The following is a 16,342-nucleotide window of genomic DNA, read 5'->3' as shown; positions in this document are numbered from 1 at the left end:
ATTCTCAGAAAAAGATAACCATAAGTCTCAGAAGACTGAATTGGAATCGCGCCAGCCATTAGCGCCAATAACTGGTTCAAAAGGAAAAGCCGTTAAGCTACAAGGCAGGATGGTTCTGAGCCCGCCCCCGGTTAAAGGGGCGGACTGGGTGGGTTTAGTTTAGAAGCGGCACACCAGGGTCCAGCTGCCGTCGCTGCCTGGGGTGGATTGGGTCCACCAGCCTGCGCGGTAGACGACCTTGTTGTGGGACATCAGGTCGCCGGAGCCGGCATGGGTGGGGTTGCCTTGCCAGTCGCTCTGGGTCCAGTTGGGATAGACGTTCACTTTGCTGGGATCGACGTTGGCGTCGGCGCAGGAGCCGCCGTCGTTACCGCCATCATCGCCACCGTCGTCTCCGCCATCGCCATTATCGCCGCCGTCCAAAGAGCCTGCGGGCAGTTCCGGGTGCTCTTGTTTCAGAGCGAAGGTGGCGCCGTCTATTTTCACTCTCCAGCTGGAAGGCGTCGCCATGGGCAGGTGGTAGTTGAGCGTGATGTCCATGCTCTCACCGTCCGCCAGGGCCTGGTAGTTTTTCAGGGTGAACGCCACGGTGTGGTGATCGTTCTCCAAACCGCCAATGTTGTTGCCGGAGCTGTTAGCGCCGCTGGCGATAACTTTCAGGCCTACACCGCTCTGATCGCTGATGGTGTCGGGAATCGCAGTGGGCACATTGAACTCAAAGGTGGTTCCGCCGGGAATGGTCTGGCCCGAGTTATTGGTGATTTTCAGTTTGGGGTTGATCGGGTAGTTCTGATCGCCCAACTTGAAGCCGCTGATGCTGTACTTGATGTCCAGGCTGGTCGCCGGCACATCGGAGCCGACCTGGTCACCGTATGGCGCCGCGTTTTTGAATGCGTCGTAAAACTGGGTGGTCAGGGTGTCGCCCATGAAGTACTCGCCCTTGTCCTCGTTCCAGTCGTAGTCGCCGGCTAATTCCCAGAACATGACGCCGCCGATGCCGTTGTCGACCACATAGTTGGCCTTAACGCCAATGGACTCCTCATCTTCGATAGACAGGAACACGCGTTTTTCCGCATTCCACAACCAGGGCGCCACCGCGGTAGCGTCATAGTGACGGCTGTAGGAGCCGGTCAGTACGTCAGTAGGGTCGTTGGCCGGGTCAAGGCCATAATCCGCGATGTAGCTGCCCGCTACGCCTTCCGCCAGGTTCTTGGCGTGCCACAGCGGGTTAGAGCCGGCGCCCATCTCATTGCCCTGTTTGTCCAGGTCATGCCAGATGTTGTCGATACCCACGGCGCCATGGCCGCAGTCGTTCTTATCGCCGGTTCCGGTTCCGGGAGGACAGTTATTCTGGTCCGGCGCGGACGCCGTGCCCCACATCCCGTTGTCGCCGCCGTTCACACCCTGCCAGCCACGGCTGTAGTATGGCACGCCGATATTAATCCGACCCGCCTGCATGGTTCCGCGGAAGTACTTGTAAGCCCAGTCGGTATTGAGATAACCAATGCGCTGATACTGAGAGGTGTTGTAGTAGTTCCAGGCTTTCAACTCCACGTCTTCGCCGGTGTCATACAAGGCCGCGTTGGGACCAACGAACTGGTTCCAGGCGCCGTGCAGGTCGTAAGTCATGATGTTGACGTAGTCCAGATACGGCGTGATCTGCATCACTTCCATACCCCGCAGCAGGTAGCCTGAAGAGGGCGAGGCGATGGTCAGCATGTAGTGCTTGCCGTCTTCGGCTGAGGCGGCGTCCAGCTTCTCACGCAGGGTTTTCATCAGTTCCACGTAAGACGCCATCAGACCGGCGCGACGGGCGTTGGCGATGGCGAAATCGTCCGGATTGCCGGCGTCATTCATGCTGGTGGGATATTCATAATCGATATCCACCCCGTCAAAGCCATAAGAGCGCAGGAACGCCACCACTGAATCGGCGAAGGTGTTGATGCCCTGCTGATTGATGCTGTTATCCGCGTTGGTGGTCATGGTGTAGAAGCCGCCACTGTCGACGCGCTTGCCGTCTTCGTCGAAATAGCCGCCAGTTTCAGCCCAGCCGCCGACGGAGATCAGCGTCTTCACGTTCGGATACTGCTTCTTGAACTTGTTCAGCAGGTTGAAATGCCCCTTATAGGAATAGCTCGGGTCCATTTCCGCGCCTTCTACGCCGTCCCAGGTCAAGCCGGTGGCGGCGTTTTCCGGGTTGTTCACGTTGCCCACGGAAATCTTGTTGTTCCCGTCCACATGAGCGAAGGCGTAGTTAATGTGGGTCAGCTTCTCCCAGGGAATGTCACTGGCCAGATAAGAGGGCGCGCCGTTCTTGCCGGTGCGCCAGGACGTGAAGTAGCCGATGATGCGGCGGGGATGATCCGCGCCCATTTTTTCACGGCCGTTTTCGTCGTAGATGCTACAGTAAGGCACATCGACGCCCGGCGTCTGATACAGGCCTTCTGGACGACAGTCTTCTCCGCCAGGATCGGTTCCGCCATTCACTTTGATGGCGACCGCCGGCGCCATGCCGCCCAGGCCTTTGTCATCAATCGCCTTGGCCGAAATACGGTGCGCGCCGGACTCGGCTTTCCAGTCCATTTCATAGGGCGCCGCGTCGTCTTCGCCGATCAAGGCGTTGTCTACATAGAACTCCACCTTGCTCACGGAGCCGTCTTCATCGGCCGCGTCGACACTGATATTAACGCTGGCGTCCGCTTCGAATTCATCGCCTGCTTTGGGGGAAGTGACGCTGGCGGTCGGCGCCTTGTTGTCCGGCGGCGTATCGTCGTCGGCGACTTTAATGCTGGCCTTGCCGGACGTCGCGTCCGCATCGTCGTCATCCACAGCGGCGGCGCTGACGGTGTGGGCGCCCAGCTCCGCCTTCCACTCGACGGAATAAGGCGCGCTGTCATCTTCGCCGACCACTTCGTCATCCACCATAAAAGTCACTTTGGCGACGGAGCCGTCCTCATCGGACGCCTGTGCGGATAGCATGACAATGTCGCCGACGGCGTATTCAGAACCGGAGGTTGGCGCCGTCAGAGTAACGCTGGGCGGCTTGTTATCGACAGGGCCGCCGTCATCGCATTGCCCCAGTGGCTTCCATTCCTGCCAGTCGCCGGAATGAGTTTCAGGATCGGCGCCCTGCGACCAGTAGGCCGCCTCATAGGCGTTGTTCTTGTGTTTCACTTTCGCGCCGCCGGTGTATACGGCGCCGCTGTCCCAGTCGGAAAGTCCCGCGCAATCATAAGCGAACGCCGATTGGCTGAGGGCTCCCGCAGCAATCAAGGTGGCGGTCAGCAATTTCATTTTCATAATTTACAGTCCTTTTACGGTCGCGGGCTTCATTGTCCCGCTGTTTGTTGTTTTTCATCAGTCACGACGGTGACGTCGAAAAAGTTCTCCACGCAGCGGCGATAGTCACCTTGCGCCAGCGCGAAGTACGGGGTCTGATAGCCGACCAGCTTGCAGGCGAAAGATTTGCCTTCGGGCATGTCCGGGTAGTAACCCCAATCCTGATCCCAGTACACCTGCAATGCGCCGGAGCCCTGAGTGTCGAAGCTTTTCTGATCTTTACATCCCAACTCTTCATTGGCGCCGATGGCGACATTGAGCGCCTGGGCGTGGTTGCGGTAGTAATCGATGCGGTTGACGGATTGCGGCTTCTCATAGCCGTGGCCGCATTCGATGCCGCCATTGATGATATTGGTGGTGGCGCCGAAGCCAGGCTTGATGCCCAGTTGCTCATCGTGAGCGTTAGGCGTCCAGGTCCCGTCCACCACATGCAACATGCTGGGTTTCGGAGACGCCGGATACACAAAGAAAAACACAGCGGAAGCCAGATTGAGCCAGGTGTCGGCGACTTTTTCCGGGTCGTTCAACAGCACTCGCACATCGCCATACATCGCCTGCGAAAACGGTCCGTAGTTGTAGTTGTAACTCAACTGCTTGGCGCCGCGGCCAAAGTACTTCAGGTAATCGCCGCTGGCGTCTTTACCGCAGGGCCAGGTTTTACCCTGCCAGGTGTCCGGACTGCATTCCGCGTTGTAACCGCACCCGGCGTTGTTCGCGTCGCATCCGGCTTCTCTGACGAACACCAGGCCCTGACGCCACTGGGGAATGGAGGAGTTACCGTCATGACCGCCGGTTTCCTGAGTGAAGTGGGCGAACATAGTCGCCAGGGACTTACGACAGATGGCGTCGCTGTCGCGACCGTCGTCATAGGTTGAGCAGAAGCCTTCGAACTTCGCGACCGCCCTCAGGAAACGCGTGTAGGTGTAGGACTCATGACGCTGCGGGAAGGTCTCTTCAAACTGGGCGTTGGAGATGATGCTTTCCACCCGCTTGACGTTGGCGGGATTGGACGCCGCCCCGGGAACCACCGCCTCCACCACGCTGTTATCCCTGGTTTTGACGGAGTCTTTAACTTTATTGAACAGTGGAGTATCGGTAAGGCTCGCTTCCGCCGCATGAATGACGGAGGCTTTCATGCTGTATCCGCCGCCCGGTAGCGGCTGCGGCAGATCCCCGGCGCTATCGTCGCCCTGCCCCGGATCGCCGCCGTCGCCGGGACTGTCGCCCCCGTCGCAAGAGGCGTCGCAGGGTCCGACCGGTTTCCACGGCCCCCATTGTCCGGAAGCGGTGGGATCATCCCCCTGCGTCCAGTATCTGGCCTGATAAATCGTATTGGCGGTGTGCGCCTGATCGCCGCCCTGATAAACGGCGTTGCTTTTCCATTCCGGCACGGCGGCCAGCGCCACGGCGCTGGAAAGGCAGAAGGCAGAGGCTAATATCCCCATTCCGAATGTGTATTGAGTACGCATAGTTATTTCCTTGAGGCAAAACGTCCCGACGCTTGCGGGACTCCTTATTGGATTTTTGTAGTAAGCGGCCCAACCCGGTTTACCTGGCTGCGCCTTGCACCCTTCGTTAGGGTTTTATTGGACCGCCTATACCGTACCACTTATATCAATGGACCTACCTACGACATGAGATTACTTATTATTGGTATCTCAATGGTATATATTAGTACACGAATTGGTATCATCCAGAAAGGTATTTTTTCTATGCAATTTGGCGTATGAAGTGAGTGGCCGCCAAGGCTGAAAGGCAATACGCAACAGTTTGTTTTATTTGGATTTAACTTAGGTTAAGCGTTAATTATTTGAGGAAAACAGGCAGGAAAAACAAAGCGACAGGCATAAGAGGCCCTACCTCTTATGCTTTTTTATTCTGAATATTAATATGGCAATGATATTGGCATGTTAATGATCAGGCGCATGGATGCGCCTGCGCGGCGGCCAGCCGCGGGAGACAGGGCCTGACATGCGCAGGCCCTGTCGTTGCAGACAAATAGAAGGAAGCTATTTGTCTGCCTGGTTAATAATTACACCTGAAATGCTGTGGAAAGCGTTTTGAGTTCGTCCGCCAGACGACTCTGCTCGCCTGCGGCGGCGGAGATGTGATCCCCGGCTTCTGCAGCGACCTGGGATTTTTCGCCAATAGATTGCATCTTGGAAGCGATATCGCTGCTGGCCTGCGCCTGCTGCTCCACCGCCGCTGCAATCTGTATGGCGCGTTGGTTGATATCGTGAATGGCCGCCAGTATCTCATCCAGCACCTTGCGCACTTCGCCGGCGCCCACCACGCTTTTGTTGACAGCGTCCTTGCTCGCCTCCACTTTCAACACCGCCCGGCCGCTTTCGTCCTGAAACGCTCTGATCATGTCTTCAATTTCCGTAGTCGAGCTTTGGGTGCGCTGCGCCAGCGAACGCACTTCATCCGCCACTACAGCGAACCCCCGCCCCTGCTCACCGGCGCGAGCAGCTTCAATGGCGGCGTTCAGGGCCAGCAGATTGGTTTGTTCAGCAATGCTCTTGATCACATCCACCACTTGGAAAATACGCTCGCTGCTGTCTCGCAGACCGCGAATAGAGGCGGAGGCTTCTCCGACTTGCGCCGCCACGGCGTCGATGGTCGCCGCGGCGTCTGAGATCAGGCGATGGGCTTTGCCGACCAGACTGTCAGCGGAGCCGGCCGCGTCGGACGTGTTGGCGGTATTCTCCGAGACCTCCTTGATGGAGGCGCTCATTTCTTCCACGGCGGAGGCGACCATCAGCGTGTCCTGTTTCTGCATGCTCAGACTGTCCGCCGTCGTCGCCACCGTCACAGCGCTTTCTTCCGCTACCGACGCCAATTGGCCGCTGCAGGCGGATATTCGGTGCACGGCGTTACGGAAGTTATCCAGCATATCATTCAGCAGACTGGCGATTTCCCCCAGCTCATCGCCCGCCAGAACGTTCGCCCGGCTTCGCAGATCCTTGCGGATGGATACAGCGCGCATGGTTTCCATCAAGCTGCGCACCTGTTTGCGCACGCCATGGGTCAGAAAAGCCGCCATGCCCCCGACAATGGCCAGAGAAATAAGAGTAAGCGCGCAATGCCGCCATAACAAACTCAGATCATCGCTCTTAACCTGCTCAGCCAGCGCCAGCACCTCATCCGTAAGCTTGTCTTCTATATTTTTCAATAGGTTGATGCGCCCGGTAGCCTGCTTGAACCAGTCCGCCGCATCCTGCTGCAATTCACCGCTCAGGGCCAGGCTGCGATACCGTTCCACCTGCTCCACCGCGCCGCCCTGCAGGGTGCGCTTGCGATACTCAACCTGTTCGGGTTGGGCGAATTGATCAAAGGTTTCCAGGTAGGCGTTCTGTTCGCTGACCAGCCGGATAAACTTTTCATAATTCCCTGGCGCAAATTTCCCCGCGACGAAGGTATTGCTGAGCACTGCGCGTTCAATTCCCGCCCGCTCCTTGCCCTGCAGAAAGTTGTAGTAAGCCATCAGCGCCGAGCTGATTTGAGGCGTCACCGCATCGTCGGCGATGGTTGACGCGGTGGACAACAGCAGCGTATTGATTTGGGTGTAATAGCCGATGGCTTCGGCGGCGGAAATATTCAGGCTGTCCACCCGTTGCCGCATCTGTGGCATTTGCGCCATCAGGTCATCAACGGTTTGCATCAGGGTGAGCAGTTCCGGCCTGGAGATCATTTCCCGGTGGGCCGCCAGAAAGGTTGTTAATTCTGAGCGGCGCTGGTCGGTCAGAATGCGCTGCTCTTTCAGCGTATCGCCGAAGGCCTTGCCTCCCGCCCCCAGATAACCCGCACTGGCGCCGCGCTCCTTTTGCAGCTCGTGGGTCAGATAGCTGCTTTTCCCCGCCAGCGCCACCATGTAGGTGAGATCATCCGCTTGTCGGTACTCGCGTAGAGACTCGGAAATAATCACATAAGCCAATATCAAGAGACAGGCGGCGGCGGGCGCCACCAGTAAGACAAGCTTTTGAAAGAAGTTGAGTTTCATGTGCAACTCCATCCGCTGGGTGGTATCCATCAAGGCGATAATTCTGACGCGCGGACGCTTAAAGCGACCGCAACGTCTTTAACAATAGACTATCCACTACACTCATGCGGTTATTCAGCACAAAAACGCAGGCAACAACCCTTTCTATTCAGCTTTCGTTAAGGCAGTGAAGATTACATTCCCCGCCCTAGCGGGCAGGAACATTCCTTTTTTCATTGGCAGAAGTGAACACGTCCGCAATTAGACTTATATAACCGCTCTTGATTTTCAGCAGGAAGAAAATATGTCTGAACCATTTATACCAACAACACGCAAAGCCTTACTGGCAATCTCGATGATAGCGCTATCCAGCTATTCCATTGCTGATCCCACCCCAGCCAAAGATCTTTTAAATAATGAAACGATAAATACTCTGAACGGCGTTTTAGGTCGAGGTAAAGTATTGAAAACAGGAGAGCTAAAAGAGGTTTGCTTCAGCGGAGACCTGGTCGTACATGATATTAACGGAATCAAACAGCGTCCTATCCGCAAGTTGGGCTACACGCTACTCGAAAAAGCGCCTGAAGAATTATTTAAAGCATCGGTAGGCGAACTTCTCGGCGCAGATGAATCACAAGAAGAAATCAAGCAGTTCCTGGAATTTATACATCCGACCCCCACCAGTCTGACATTCCTGGCGAGCGCAGAATATAACTCTAGCTGGATAAAACTAGAGGTTAATAGTTCATCGCCCAAGATTAATGAAGTTGGCGAGCAGGCTCTGTCGCAGTCCAACGACGAGTTTGTAAACCACTGCGGTGATAACCTGATAAACTATGCAAAGCTCGGCGGTCGCTTCTACTTTGCAGTGCGCTTGGACTTTCCCAATCAAAAAATGGCGACTCATGCAGAAGCAAATTCACCAGGGAATTATAGCTTTGTTGATTCCGATATTTTAAAAGGCTGGATAGACCAACAGGCAACGGAACTCAGTCCTAATATAAATATCACCACAAGTGTTCTGCAACGAGGCGGAGACAAAGAACTACTTTCAGAGGTAGAGAATCTATTAAAAGAGTCAAAGGACTGTCTGGTTAAGGGCAGCAATACTAATAAGTGTCATGCGCTGATTAATACCGCAGAGGAGTATGTCAAAGCCGGCGCACTGGACACCTTTCAAATGAAGCCAATTATTACAGAAATTGACTCTGACCATTACTATAGATTTCCAGTCAATATTAAAATTGGAGGCAATCTTCCAGAATACGACTTATATACCGCCCGTAGTAAACTAGCGACCAGCTGGAAAAAACAATTTGAATATAAGACAGCCCTCAGCGCTTTGCTTTATCAAAATATTGACGAGATAGTCAACGAGCACTGGGAAAGTTATTTTCAGGACTATGATGACGCACTAGGTAACGTCAACCATAATATAAACATGTTGAATGAAGCCATCTCGATATGCAAGGCAGCACAGGAAGCTTGCTACGCTTCATCCACCAATACTATCGCCAACCTCATACCTGTATCGTTGCCGTTAAAGCCTGCTTCCGTCTATCCAGGCACAGTTTACATTGGCGACCCCCATCCAATGGAGCTGAGCTGCCAGGCCCCCGCAGGCTCGGTGATCACGGGATTTGGCGCAAAAGTCAGGAACGACAACGTAGAAGGAATAAAAATAGCCTACCGCGCCTTAAATGCTGACAATACTCTTGGCAAGTCTCACTACAAACAATGTGGCTCAGGGGTAGAGCTGTTCGCAGAAGTTCCTGACGGCAATGTATTGACAGGTTTAGGAGTAGGAGCGCATAGAGATAATCTTACCTCCATCAAGTTGTACCAGTCTCGATGGAACTCTGAAAGCAGAATTCTCAACTACAGCGGGGAGGCCCCATTTGGTCGAATCTATCATTCAGAGAAGACGATCGTCCCACACAATCTCCAGACTCCTAACTATTTCGTACAATCCTCTAGGGCTGCAATCTCCTATATTGGCCTAAAAGTCACTAACGACAACATCTCTGGGCTGCGTTTGGGGTATAACTGGATGGAATAGATTCATTCACATCACACTAACGCTGACGCCATAAACTTTGCTTTTTCATTGCGAAGGGAGTTTAAAGGCACGTCAGCGAGCGGCGCGCCTGCCAGGCCATTCGTTCGCTGACGCCGCAGCCAGTGTTCCTGCCGCTGCAGCATCTCCCGGTATTGCGCCGGGGGCATGCCGGTCCAGCGTTGGAATGCGCGGCTTAAGGCGCTTTGTTCGGAGAAGCCGACCTGAACGGCGATGGCGGCGAGATCAAGCTTGGTGGTCTGCATGAGCGCCAGGGTCTGCATGAACTTGCGGCGATCCAGCAAGGTGCGGAAGCTGGCGTGTTCGCTTTTCAGCTGTTTGCCCAGTTCAATGGGTTCCATGCCCAGGCGGGACGCCACCATTTCCATACTGGGAAACAGTTCTCCCGGCAGTTCCACCAGCACTCGATTGACCTGGGCGGAGATATTGCGGGACCCTGGCCCCAGCATCTTCAGCAGGCGCTCTTTCAACGCTTCGAAAACCAGACTGTCGCCCACGCAAAGCGTTTCGTGGCTGACGCCTTGCAGGGAAAAGCGCACCGAATCCACCGGGCTGTGAAAGCTCACCCGGCAGCCCAGCTCTTTTTCATACTGCACCGGATCGCCGACGGGCGCATGCTTGAAGGTGACCAACGTCGCCCGCGCCTTGATGCCGGAGATACGACTGCCCAGAGCCTTCCAGCAACTGATGAACGCCTCCACCAAATGGTCCAGCATGAGTTTGCGCGGCCAGTTGTCTTTGAAAACGCAAGTAACGGCGTCTTCCTCCACAATCAGTTGCAGCTCCCCGATGGAGCTGACCGCCCGTTGCGCCTTGCGCAGCACAGACAAGGCTTCCTCCACAGAGGGCGCGGAGCTGACGATATAACCCAGAATGGAATAGGTCGAGGCGTCGATTTCCGCTCCGAACCTCAACCCCATATAGGGATCGCGGGTTTCCGACAGCGCCCGTGCGGTCAGCTCGTTGAGCATGCGCGCGGGAACCCAGCAACGTTCGTCCAACACCTCCCTCAGCCCCTTCACCGCATCCACCAGCGCCTGCTCATCAAGCCGGCTCTCTCGTAGATAAGCGAGATATGAAAATACGAAGCTACAGTGAATAGATGGCTCAACACCTTGTTTTACGAACGACATAGACACTTCCTTACAACGACTAAAACTCGATTACGTCCTTATGATCACGCGTGATGGCAGGCGACGCGACGTTGGCCGTCCGCTACCGCGCGAAGCTCTGGTTTGGTCTGTTCGCAGACCTGCGTCGCCATGGGGCAACGAGTGACAAAGGGACATCCCGCCGGCGGATTGATCGGCGACGGCAAATCCCCTTCCAGCAACAGTACTTCCTTGCCGCGCTCCAGCTCCGGGTCTGGAATCGGCACTGCGGAAATCAACGCCTTGCTATAGGGATGCAGCGGCTCCCGATACAGATCGCGACTGTTCGCCACTTCCATGACATGTCCCAGGTACAACACCATGACCCGGTCGCTGATGTACTTCACCAGATTGAGGTCGTGGGCGATGAAGATCAGCGACAGGCCCAACTCCCGCTGCAGCTTTTTCAGCAGGTTGACGATCTGCGCCTGAATGGAAACGTCCAGGGCGGACACCGGCTCGTCGCAGATGATCAGGTCCGGCTCCAGCACCAGAGCGCGGGCGATGCCCACGCGCTGACATTGACCGCCGGAGAACTCGTGAGGATAACGATTGACCTGATTGGCGTGCAGGCCGACCGTTTCCATGATGCTGACCACTTTCGCTTCCCGCTCCGCAGAAGACATGGCCGGATAATGGGTCTTCAACGGCTCGGCGATGATCTCCCCCACGGTCATGCGCGGCGACAGCGAAGCGATGGGGTCCTGAAACACCATTTGCAGCTTTTGGCGTCGCTTGCGCAACTGTGAGGGAGAGAGTCCGAGCATGTCCTCTCCCTGCCACACGACTTTGCCCTGCACGTTCTGCAGCATGCCGAGAATCGCGCGCGCCAGGGTGGACTTGCCGCATCCGGACTCACCAACGATGCCGAGAATCTCTCCCGGATACAGGTCAAAGCTGATGTTATTCACCGCCTTGAGCTGTAATGCCTCCCCCCGCCATGGCCAGACGCCGCTGCGCGGCAAATCGAAGCGGACGCAGAGATCCTGAACGCTTAATATGGGGCTGGCGCTGCTCATTGGGCCACTCCTCTCATCATGTTGGCATTCCCTTTGTTCTTATATTGCAACGTCTTCATATCACATCTCCGCGTACGCCGGCCTCCAACTCCAGGCGCGCGCCGGCGGCGGGCGGCTCTTTTCTGTGCGGCGGCGTCCAAGGCTTATGACAGGCCCGCAAACGCGCCCCGGACAACGCCTCCAGCGCAGGCGCGCGCGCCTCGCACTGCTCGCCCGCCTCGCAGCAACGCTCCGCAAACGGGCATCCCGCCGGCGGATTCAGCAGATTCGGTGGATTGCCGGGAATGGAGTAGAGCTCATCGCTCTCGTCATCCGGTCTGGGAATCGCTTTCAACAGTCCCTGGGTATAGGGATGGGACGGCGTTTTGAAAATATCCAGAGTGGAGCCGTATTCCATCATGCGCCCGCCATACATGATCATGGTGTGATCGCAGGCGCCGGCGACAATACCCAGGTCATGAGTGATCAGAATGATCGAAATGCTGAGTTCCCGCTGCAGCTCCTTCAATAGATGCATAATCTGGGCCTGAACCGTCACGTCCAATGCGGTGGTCGGTTCATCCGCGATCAGCATCTGTGGATTGCAAAGCAGCGACATGGCGATCATCACCCGTTGTCGCATGCCCCCCGAAAATTCATGGGGGTACATGTTCACCCGCTCCCGCGCCTGGGGAATGCGCACGGCGTCCAACATACGGACGGCTTCATTGAGCGCGTCCTTCTTCGACATCCCTTTATGGTGCATCAACACTTCTGACAACTGATCGCTGACCCGCATAAAGGGGTTCAGCGAGGTCATCGGGTCTTGAAAAATAATGCCGATTTCCTTTGAGCGGATGCGATTCAGCTCCTGCTCGCTGAGGCCAATCAGTTCGCGTCCGTTGAACTTAATGCTGCCGGACACCTGGGCGTTGTTGGCCAGCAGGCCGAGGATGGCGAACACGCTCTGGCTCTTGCCGGAGCCGGATTCGCCGACAATACCCAGAGTGGCGCCTTTTTCTACGGTGTAGCTCAGGCCGCTGACCGCCTTGACCGATCCTTCGGGAGTGCTGAAGGACACGCTTAAATTTTCTACTTGCAACAATGACATAACCTTCGCCTCAATTACCCTTGGGATCTAATGCGTCGCGTAACCCGTCGCCGATAAAGTTAAAGCAGAACAGCGTGGCGATCAGCAGCGTCATGGGAAACGCCAGCATCCAGGGGGTGCTGCGCATGTTGTCGGCGCCTTCCGAAATCAGCGCGCCCCAGGAGGTTTGCGGTTCGGAAACGCCCAGGCCGAGGAAGGAAATAAATGACTCGAACATGATCATTTCCGGCACCAACAAGGCGGCGTAAACGATAACGACGCCAAGCAGGTTGGGAATTACATGTCGCAGGATGATCACCATGGGATGCACGCCCACGGTGAAGGCGGCCTCAATAAATTCCTTGCGCTTCAGACTCAAGGTCTGGCCACGCACGATACGCGCCATGTTCAACCAGCTCACCGCGCCGATGGCGACGAACATCAGCAGCACGTTGCGCCCGAAAATCGCCATCAACACGATGACCAGAAACATGAACGGAAACGCGCTGAGCACGTCCACCAAGCGCATCATCAGGCTGTCGACTTTACCGCCGACAAACCCGGAGATAGCGCCGTACAGGGCCCCGATAACCACCGCCACAAACGCGCCAAGCACACCGATCATCAATGAAATCCGGCTGCCCTGCACTGCTCTTTGGTAAAGGTCGCGCCCTACATGATCAAGGCCGAAGTAGTGTCCATTTTCGAGGCTGGGTTGACCCTGTTCGTAAATATTGCTCAGGCGTCCCCAATCAATGGTTTCATTGCTCCAATCTGAGGCATAGTGCCCCAAAAGTGAGAACGCCAGCAGCAGCGCCAGCACGCCCAGGCTGATCAACGCCGCCTTGTTGCGCGCGAAGCGTCTGGCCGCATCCGCCCACAGGCTGCGGCCTTTGTATTTGCCCATATTGGCGGCCATCGCCGCCACGCCTTTGTCTTTGCCCATCAACAGCATGATTCGTATTCCTTGTTATCCGGTTCGCTAAGTTCGCCGCTATCAGTAGCGGATGCGCGGGTCGAGCACGGTGTAGAGGATGTCCACTAACGCGTTGAAGAAAATAGTCAACGCGCCCACCAGAATGGTGACGCCGAGAATCAGGGAATAGTCGCGATTGATCGCGCCGTTGACGAAGTGCTGGCCGATGCCGCCGGTGGAGAACACTTTATCCACCACCACCGAGCCAGTGACGATGCCCACAAAAGCCGGCCCCAGATAGGAAATGACCGGAATCATGGCGGGCTTAAGGGCGTGACGCAGAATAATATGGCTGCGCGGCAGTCCTTTGGCGCGGGCGCGCTGGATAAAAGTGCTGTTGATGGTTTCGATCATGCTGCCGCGGGTGATCCGGGCGACCTGCGCCACATAGGAGGTGGCCATGGCGACGATAGGCAGAATCAGATATTCAATGCGCCCCCCTTCCCAACCGCCGGCGGGCAGCCATTTCAGGTATACCGCGAAAATCATGACGCACAGCGGCGCCAGCACGAAGTTGGGCAGCATGACCCCGGACATGGCGAAGGTCATACCCGCGTAATCAGGCCATCGGTTCTGATTGAGCGCCGCCACCACGCCAATCCCGATGCCAAGAACCACGACAATCACGAAAGAGAGCACCCCAATATAGGCGGACCTGGGGAAACTCGCCGAAATCAGTTCATTGACCGTATGGTCTTTGTATTTGAAAGAAGGTCCCAAATCCCCCTGAACCAGATCGCCAAGATAATAGAAGTACTGTTTCCACAGTGGCTGGTCTAAATGGTATTTGGCTTCGATGTTTTTCATCACCGCTTCCGGGACCTTGCGCTCATTGGTGAAAGGTCCGCCCGGGGCGGCGTGCATCAATGTAAATGAAATAGTGACGAGTATCAGCAGCGTAGGAATCGCCACCAACAATCTTCTGATGATGAAGCTCAGCATGTTTTTATTTTCCCACTAGAGTAGAGCCGCCTGCGCGCGCAGGCGGCTAAAACTGACTTATTGCGCCTTGATGTACATATCTTTGGCGTAAGCGATGTCTAGAGGATTATTAGTGGCGTATCCGCCGAGCTGAGGGCTGACCATACGCAGGCCGCGGTAGAAATAGATGGGGGCGACGGGCATTTCCGCGCTGAGGATCTGTTCCGCTTTCTCGTAGAAAGGCGCTGGATCAGTGGAGTTGCGCGCGTCAGCGAGCAGTTTGTCGAATTCTGCGTTGTTCCACTTGCCGTCGTTGTTGCCGCTGTTGGACAACATCAAGGTCAGGAAGGTGGAAGCTTCGTTATAGTCACCGTTCCAGCCGTAACGGGCCACTTTGAAGTTGCCGGCGGCTTTCTCGGTCAGGAAGGTTTTCCATTCCATGTTGGTGGGGGTCACGATGGCGCCCAGTTTTTCCTTCCACATCTGACTGATGGCCACAGCGATGGATTTATGACCTTCACTGGTGTTGTACACCAGGTCGAACACCAGGGGGTTGTCTTTGTTATAGCCGGCTTCGTTCAGCAGACGAATCGCTTCGGCGTCTCTTTCCGCCTGGGTCAATTTGCTGATTTCAGGCGCGACGTAATGGAAGCCGTTCACTTCTGGAGGCGTGATGCTGTATGCGGGTGTCTGCCCGCCTTTGGTGATGTACTTAACGATGATGTCGCGATCAATGGCGTAGCTCAGCGCTTTACGCACACGCACGTCGTCGAAGGGTTTTTCCTGCAGGTTGAACTGATACATGTAGGTGGCCAGCTTGGGCACGGAGATCAGCTCGTCGTTCATGTCTTTCTTGATGCGCTCCATCTGGGAAACCGGCACTGTGTTGGTGTGGTGCATCTCGCCGGCTTCGAAGCGCTGCATTTCAGCGATGGTGTCGTCGATGGGCAGGTACACCACTTCGTTGACGATAGTGTCCGCGTTACCCCAATAGTTTTCATTGCGCACGGCGACCATTTTCTCGCCGACGCTCCATTCTTTCAGTTTGTAGGCGCCGTTGGAGACGATGTTGCCGGGTTTGGTCCAGTCGCCTTTGTATTTTTCCACGACTCTCTGGGGCGAGGGGTAAGTGGTGTAATGGGAGACCATGATGGGCAGATAAGTCACCGGGACTTCCAGAGACACCTGCAGGGTGTAATCGTCCAGCGCTTGCACGCCCAGATCGGTAATCGGTTTCTCGCCGTTGACGATGGCGGTGCTGTTGGCGACGCCGGCGACTTCCATGTAGTACGCGTAGTTGGAGCCGACTTCAGGATTCACCGCCCGTCTCCAGGAATAGACGAAATCATTGGCGGTGACAGGTTCGCCATCGCTCCACTTGGCGTTCTGACGCAACTTGAAGGTCCAGGTCTTGAAGTCTTCGCTGGCGCTCCAGGACTCCGCCACCCCTGGCGTCAACTGACCATCGGGACCGCTGCTGGTCAAGCCTTCGAAGAGATCGTTGACGATGGCGCCGCCGACGCTGTCGTCCACCAGCTGAGGATCTATGGAGCCGGGCTCCGAACCATTACCCCTTATCAAAACCTGCTCCGCGGACAACGGCTCTCCCGTGACCGGGTGCATTCGCGTCGATTTGCTCCCAGGTTGCTTCGCCCCCGACCTGGTCTCCATCTGGCTGACTTGGGCGGCTTCCGCTTTTGGCGCGACGGATACCGGCTCATCACCAGAACCGCCGCATCCTGACAAGGTAAAGGCGGCGGCCAACATGGTCGCGCCGGCAAACAGGTGTAATGTTTTCATAGATACTC

Annotated in this window: 10 protein-coding genes; 1 reads left to right on the top strand and 9 read right to left on the bottom strand. The window is 55.9% G+C overall.

Annotation, left to right across the window (positions count from 1 at the left end):
* Positions 1 to 159 precede the first annotated feature (159 nt).
* The 3 genes from HCH_RS05130 to HCH_RS05120 all read right to left on the bottom strand — a co-directional run bounded on the left by HCH_RS05130 (position 160) and on the right by HCH_RS05120 (position 7,342).
* Positions 160 to 3,300: a chitinase C-terminal domain-containing protein gene (locus HCH_RS05130; RefSeq protein ID WP_011395089.1), complete on the bottom strand. Its 3,141-nt coding sequence runs from the start codon at positions 3,298 to 3,300 to the stop codon at positions 160 to 162.
* 29 nt (positions 3,301 to 3,329) lie between these two features.
* Positions 3,330 to 4,808 carry a glycoside hydrolase family 19 protein gene (locus tag HCH_RS05125; protein WP_011395088.1) on the bottom strand — a complete coding sequence of 493 codons (1,479 nt, stop codon included), beginning with the start codon at positions 4,806 to 4,808 and terminating at the stop codon, positions 3,330 to 3,332.
* Positions 4,809 to 5,371: 563 nt separating this feature from the next.
* On the bottom strand, positions 5,372 to 7,342 hold the full coding sequence (locus HCH_RS05120; protein WP_041598433.1) for a methyl-accepting chemotaxis protein: 1,971 nt from the start codon (positions 7,340 to 7,342) through the stop codon (positions 5,372 to 5,374).
* Between the two features lie 283 nt (positions 7,343 to 7,625).
* Between HCH_RS05120 and HCH_RS05115 the strand changes: the two genes are divergently transcribed.
* The gene (locus HCH_RS05115; protein WP_011395086.1) at positions 7,626 to 9,380 is read left to right on the top strand and encodes a hypothetical protein; all 1,755 of its coding nucleotides are present in this window, start codon (positions 7,626 to 7,628) and stop codon (positions 9,378 to 9,380) included.
* Between the two features lie 11 nt (positions 9,381 to 9,391).
* Here HCH_RS05115 and HCH_RS05110 read toward each other — a convergent pair whose 3' ends face one another.
* The 6 genes from HCH_RS05110 to HCH_RS05085 are packed head-to-tail and all read right to left on the bottom strand — an operon-like array spanning position 9,392 to position 16,334.
* A complete protein-coding gene (locus HCH_RS05110; protein WP_011395085.1) occupies positions 9,392 to 10,531 on the bottom strand; it encodes an AraC family transcriptional regulator in 1,140 nt (379 codons plus the stop codon).
* A gap of 44 nt (positions 10,532 to 10,575) precedes the next feature.
* A complete protein-coding gene (locus tag HCH_RS05105; RefSeq protein ID WP_011395084.1) occupies positions 10,576 to 11,568 on the bottom strand; it encodes an oligopeptide/dipeptide ABC transporter ATP-binding protein in 993 nt (330 codons plus the stop codon).
* A gap of 55 nt (positions 11,569 to 11,623) precedes the next feature.
* A complete protein-coding gene (locus tag HCH_RS05100; protein ID WP_011395083.1) occupies positions 11,624 to 12,658 on the bottom strand; it encodes an oligopeptide/dipeptide ABC transporter ATP-binding protein in 1,035 nt (344 codons plus the stop codon).
* Positions 12,659 to 12,668: 10 nt separating this feature from the next.
* Positions 12,669 to 13,592: an ABC transporter permease subunit gene (locus HCH_RS05095; protein ID WP_011395082.1), complete on the bottom strand. Its 924-nt coding sequence runs from the start codon at positions 13,590 to 13,592 to the stop codon at positions 12,669 to 12,671.
* 42 nt (positions 13,593 to 13,634) lie between these two features.
* The gene (gene oppB, locus HCH_RS05090) at positions 13,635 to 14,555 is read right to left on the bottom strand and encodes an oligopeptide ABC transporter permease OppB (RefSeq protein WP_011395081.1); all 921 of its coding nucleotides are present in this window, start codon (positions 14,553 to 14,555) and stop codon (positions 13,635 to 13,637) included.
* Positions 14,556 to 14,612: 57 nt separating this feature from the next.
* Positions 14,613 to 16,334: a peptide ABC transporter substrate-binding protein gene (locus tag HCH_RS05085; RefSeq protein WP_011395080.1), complete on the bottom strand. Its 1,722-nt coding sequence runs from the start codon at positions 16,332 to 16,334 to the stop codon at positions 14,613 to 14,615.
* Positions 16,335 to 16,342: the final 8 nt, after the last annotated feature.

Source organism: Hahella chejuensis KCTC 2396, assembly GCF_000012985.1.
GTDB classification, from domain to species: Bacteria; Pseudomonadota; Gammaproteobacteria; order Pseudomonadales; family Oleiphilaceae; genus Hahella; species Hahella chejuensis.
The sequence above is the reverse complement of the archived record's forward strand: the minus strand, read 5'-3'. Positions and strand labels throughout refer to the sequence as shown.